The sequence below is a fragment of the Rhodococcus sp. ENV425 genome, assembly GCF_002887785.1.
Lineage (GTDB): Bacteria > Actinomycetota > Actinomycetes > Mycobacteriales > Mycobacteriaceae > Rhodococcus > Rhodococcus aetherivorans.
In genome coordinates this window covers 1-4920 of record NZ_PCZU01000014.1, presented here as the reverse complement: position 1 = coordinate 4920, position 4920 = coordinate 1, and the positions used below count along the sequence as shown (strand labels likewise).

Below are 4920 nucleotides of genomic sequence, written 5' to 3'. Positions count from 1 at the left end.
TGACGTGGAAGTACGCCGCGAGCCTGGACGGGCGCAGCGCCGCCGCCGACGGCACCAGCCGCTGGATCTCCGGCCCGCAGTCACGCGCCCGCGTGCACGCCGAGCGCTCGCGGCTCGACGCGATCGTCGTCGGCACCGGCACCGTCCTCGCCGACGACCCGTGGTTGACCGCCCGGCTGCCGGACGGCTCGCTGGCCCCGCACCAGCCCCTGCGCGTGGTCGTCGGCAGGAGCGAGATCCCGAAGACCGCAAGAGTTCTCGATGATGCCGCGCCCACCCTGGTGCTGCGCACCCACGATCCGGACGAGGTGCTCGGCGCGCTCGCGGACCGGGTGGACGTGCTGCTCGAGGGCGGCCCGCGCCTGGCCGGTGCGTTCCTCGCCGCGGGCCGGGTCGACCGCATCCAGGCCTATCTCGCGCCGGTGCTGCTCGGGTCCGGACCGTCCGCAGTGCGGGACGCCGGCGTGCGCACGATCGCCGAGGCGCTACGGTTTCGTCGGGAGCGCGTCGAAACCGTCGGCGCCGACGTGTTGCTGACCCTGGTCCCCGACCGGGAGTGAGGAGCGAGCTGTGTTCACCGGGATCGTGGAGGAACTGGGCGAGATCGTCGCGCGGGAGGACCTGGCCGACGCGGCGCGGTTCACCGTCCGCGGACCCGTCGTGACCTCCGACGCCGGCCACGGCGACTCCATCGCCGTCAACGGTGTGTGCCTGACCGTCGTCGACGTCCCGGGCGGCGACTCTTTCACCGCCGATGTGATGAAGGAGACCCTCGACCGTTCGAGCCTGTCGCAGCTCGGTCCCGGCAGCCGCGTCAACCTCGAGCGGGCCGCCGCGCTGAACAGCCGCCTCGGCGGGCACCTGGTCCAGGGCCACGTCGACGGCACCGGCACCGTGCTCTCGCGCACCCCGTCGGAGAACTGGACCGTGGTGCGGATCTCGTTGCCTGCCGACGTGTCCCGGTACGTGGTGCACAAGGGCTCGATCACGGTGGACGGGGTCTCGCTGACCGTCTCCGCGCTCGGCGGCGAGCCCGGCGACGAGTGGTTCGAGATCTCTCTGATCCCGACCACGCTGTCGCTGACCACCCTGGGCAGCGCCGCCCCCGGCACGCTCGTCAACCTCGAGGTCGACGTCATCGCGAAGTATGTGGAGCGGCTGCAGGCCGCCGGCCGCTGAGTCGTACTGTTGAACTCGGCAATCAGTTTGTCCGTACACGAGATTTTGGAGCCCACGCAAGTGACGAGGTTCGACACCATCGAGCGCGCGATCGCCGATATCGCAGCCGGCAAGGCGGTCGTCGTGGTCGACGACGAGGACCGCGAGAACGAGGGCGACCTCATCTTCGCAGCCGAGAAGGCCACTCCCGAACTGGTGGCGTTCATGGTGCGCTACACCTCCGGGTACCTGTGCGTGCCGCTGGCCGGGGAGGACTGCGACCGCCTCGGCCTGCCCCCCATGTACTCGACCAACCAGGACAAGCACGGCACCGCCTACACCGTGACCGTCGACGCGCGGGAAGGCATCGGCACCGGCATCTCCGCCTCGGACCGGGCCACCACGATGCGGCTGCTCGCCGATCCGAACAGCACCGCACAGGACTTCACCCGCCCCGGGCACGTGGTGCCGCTGCGCGCCAAGGAGGGCGGCGTGCTGCGCCGGCCCGGCCACACCGAGGCCGCCGTCGACCTCGCCCGCATGGCCGACCTGCGCCCGGCCGGCGTGATCTGCGAGATCGTCTCGCAGAAGGACGAGGGCCACATGGCTCAGACCGAGGAACTGCGGGTCTTCGCCGACGAGCACAAGCTCGCCCTGATCTCCATCGCCGACCTGATCGCCTGGCGCCGCAAGCACGAAAAGCACGTCGTGCGCATCGCCGAGGCCCGCATCCCCACCCGGCACGGCGACTTCACCGCCGTCGGCTACCAGAGCGTCTACGACGAGGTCGAGCACGTCGCGCTGGTGCTCGGCGACATCCCCGGCCCGGACGGTGAGGGTGCCGACGTGCTCGTGCGGGTGCACTCGGAGTGCCTGACCGGCGACGTGTTCGGCTCGCTGCGGTGCGACTGCGGCCCGCAGCTCGACGCCGCACTCGAGATGGTGGCCATGGAGGGCCGCGGTGTGGTGCTGTACATGCGCGGGCACGAGGGCCGCGGCATCGGCCTGATGCACAAGCTGCAGGCCTACCAGCTGCAGGACTCCGGCTCGGACACCGTGGACGCGAACCTGCAGCTCGGCCTGCCCGCCGACGCCCGCGACTACGGCATCGGCGCGCAGATTCTCGTGGACCTGGGCATCTCGTCGATGCGGTTGCTGACCAACAACCCCGCCAAGCGGGTCGGCCTCGACGGCTACGGGCTGCAGATCACCGAGCGGGTGGCGATGCCGCTGCGCGCGAACTCCGAGAACATCACCTACCTGCGCACCAAGCGGGACCGCATGGGTCACGACCTGATCGGCCTGGACGACTACGAGGCGGGGGACGCGTAGATGAGCGGCGAAGGACTGCCCGAGCTGCAGCTGTCCGAGGCGGCCGGGCTGCGGCTGGCCATCGTCGCCGGCCGCTGGCACGCCGAGATCTCCGAGGCGCTCGTCGCCGGGGCGCAGCGCGTCGCCGAGCAGGCCGGCGTCACCGACGTCACCCTCGAACGTGTCGCCGGCGCGATCGAGCTGCCGGTCGTCGCCCAGCAGCTGGCCCGCACCCACGACGCGGTCGTCGCCCTCGGCGTCGTGATCCGCGGCGGGACCCCCCATTTCGAGTACGTGTGCGACGCCGTCACCTACGGGCTCACCCGCATCGCGCTGGACGAGGGCACCCCCGTCGGCAACGGGGTCCTCACCACGAACGACGAGCAGCAGGCGATCGACCGGGCCGGACTGCCCGGCTCCGTCGAGGACAAGGGCGGGCAGGCGTGCGCTGCCGCCCTCGACACCGCCGTGACCCTGCGGCGGCTGCGCGGGGCCGCGCGGTGACCTCCGCCGCCGACCCCCGCTGGGACCTCGAGGTCCGCAGCCGCAAGATGTCCCGGTGGGCGATCGTCGCGGCGATCGTGCTCATGCTCGGCCACATCGGGGCCGCGCTCGTGCTGCGCGCCGGCGGCGACACCGGCGTGAACCTGCGCGTCGCCGACCAGATCGCCATCGTCTGTGTCGGCGTCGTCGTCTCCGGCAGTGTGCTGCTGCTGACCCGGCCCCGGTTGCGTGCCGGGGCGTCCGGCGTGGTGGTGCGCAACGTCCTCGGTGAGAAGGCGTTCGGCTGGGACCAGGTGCGGGGCATGACCTTCCCCCAGGGCAAGCCGTGGCCCCGGCTCGAGCTGCCGCAGGACGAGTACGTGCCCGTCGTCGCTGTGCAGGCCCGCGACGGCGAGCACGCCGTCGCGGCGCTGGCCGCGTTCCGCGAGCTCGAACAGCGGTACGGCGGGGGTGTCGGCTCGGCCGACTAGCCTGGACCCGTGCCCGACCCCTCGACCTACCGCCCTGCCCCCGGCACCGTCCCGGTGGAGCCGGGGGTGTACAAGTTCCGCGATCCGCACGGCCGCGTCGTCTACGTCGGCAAGGCCAAGAGCCTGCGGTCGCGGCTGAACTCGTATTTCGCCGACGTCGCGTCGCTGCACCCGCGGACCCGGCAGATGGTGACCACCGCCGGGTCCGTCGAGTGGACGGTCGTGGGCACCGAGGTCGAGGCGCTGCAGCTCGAGTACAACTGGATCAAGGAGTTCGATCCCCGGTTCAACGTCCGCTACCGCGACGACAAGACCTACCCCATGCTCGCGGTGACGTTGAACGAGGAGTACCCACGGCTGTTCGTCTACCGCGGGCCGCGCCGCAAGGGCGTGCGGTACTTCGGTCCCTACTCCCACGCCTGGGCCATCCGCGAGACCCTCGATCTGCTGCTGCGGGTGTTCCCGGCCCGCACCTGCTCGGCCGGAGTGTTCAAGCGGCACGCGCAGATCGGCCGCCCGTGCCTGCTCGGCTACATCGACAAGTGCTCGGCACCGTGCGTGGGCCGTGTCGACGCGGCCGGGCACCGGCGCATCGTCGAGGACTTCTGCGACTTCCTCGCCGGCCGCACCGACAAGCTGGTCCGCGACCTCGAACAGCGCATGCAGGCCGCCGCCGAGGACCTCGACTTCGAGACCGCCGCGCGGCTGCGCGACGACCTCGGTGCGCTGCGCCGCGCCCTGGAGAAGCAGGCGGTGGTGCTCGGCGACGGCACCGACGCCGACCTCGTCGCCTTCGCCGGCGACGACCTCGAGGTGGCCGTGCAGGTGTTCCACGTGCGCGGCGGCCGCGTGCGCGGCCAGCGGGGCTGGGTGGTGGAGAAGTCCGGCGACGTGGTGGACCGGCCCGAGGACGCGGCGGGTGCCTCCGGCACCGCCGAGACGGAACTGTCGCTGCTGGTCGAGCAGTTCCTCACCCAGTTCTACGGCGAGGAGGCCGCCCTGTCGGCGGCCGGCGCCGAACCGGCGGGCAGCGCCGTGCCCCGCGAGGTGCTCGTGCCCGCCCTGCCGCCCGAGCCGGAGGAGATGAGCCGCTGGCTCGGCACCCTGCGCGGCGGCCCGGTGCGGCTGCGGGTGCCGCAGCGCGGCGACAAGAAAGCCCTCGCCGAGACCGTGCAGCGCAACGCGCACGAGGCCCTGACCCAGCACAAGCTGCGCCGCGCCGGCGACTTCACCGCCCGCTCGGCCGCCCTGCAGGGCATCCAGGAGGCCCTCGACCTGGACTCGGCGCCGCTGCGCATCGAGTGTGTCGACATCAGCCACGTGCAGGGCACCGACGTCGTCGCGTCGCTGGTGGTGTTCGAGGACGGCCTGCCCCGCAAGGCGGACTACCGGCATTACGCCATCCGCGAGGCCGCCGGCGACGGCCGCTCCGACGACGTCGCCTCCATCGCCGAGGTGACCCGGCGCCGGTTCCTGC

6 protein-coding genes are annotated in these 4920 nt (G+C 72.2%); all 6 read left to right on the top strand.

Features of this window, described 5'->3' with window-relative positions; genetic code table 11:
* The coding region (locus CQZ88_RS00690) for a RibD family protein (protein ID WP_146034231.1) at positions 1-560 on the top strand (560 nt) is incomplete at its 5' end.
* Between the two features lie 10 nt (positions 561-570).
* Positions 571-1179, top strand: a complete 609-nt coding sequence (locus tag CQZ88_RS00685; protein WP_006937678.1) for a riboflavin synthase — start codon at positions 571-573, stop codon at positions 1177-1179.
* Between the two features lie 60 nt (positions 1180-1239).
* Positions 1240-2490 (top strand): bifunctional 3,4-dihydroxy-2-butanone-4-phosphate synthase/GTP cyclohydrolase II, encoded by a 1251-nt coding sequence (locus CQZ88_RS00680; RefSeq protein ID WP_006937680.1) that lies wholly within the window; start codon positions 1240-1242, stop codon positions 2488-2490.
* A complete protein-coding gene (ribH, locus tag CQZ88_RS00675) occupies positions 2491-2973 on the top strand; it encodes a 6,7-dimethyl-8-ribityllumazine synthase (protein WP_006937682.1) in 483 nt (160 codons plus the stop codon).
* A complete protein-coding gene (locus CQZ88_RS00670) occupies positions 2970-3443 on the top strand; it encodes a PH domain-containing protein (protein ID WP_102799095.1) in 474 nt (157 codons plus the stop codon). The genes ribH and CQZ88_RS00670 overlap by 4 nt, the downstream gene beginning before the upstream one ends.
* A 9-nt stretch (positions 3444-3452) precedes the next feature.
* Positions 3453-4920 (top strand): excinuclease ABC subunit UvrC (gene uvrC / locus CQZ88_RS00665; RefSeq protein ID WP_102799096.1); only part of this gene is annotated, 1468 nt, incomplete at its 3' end.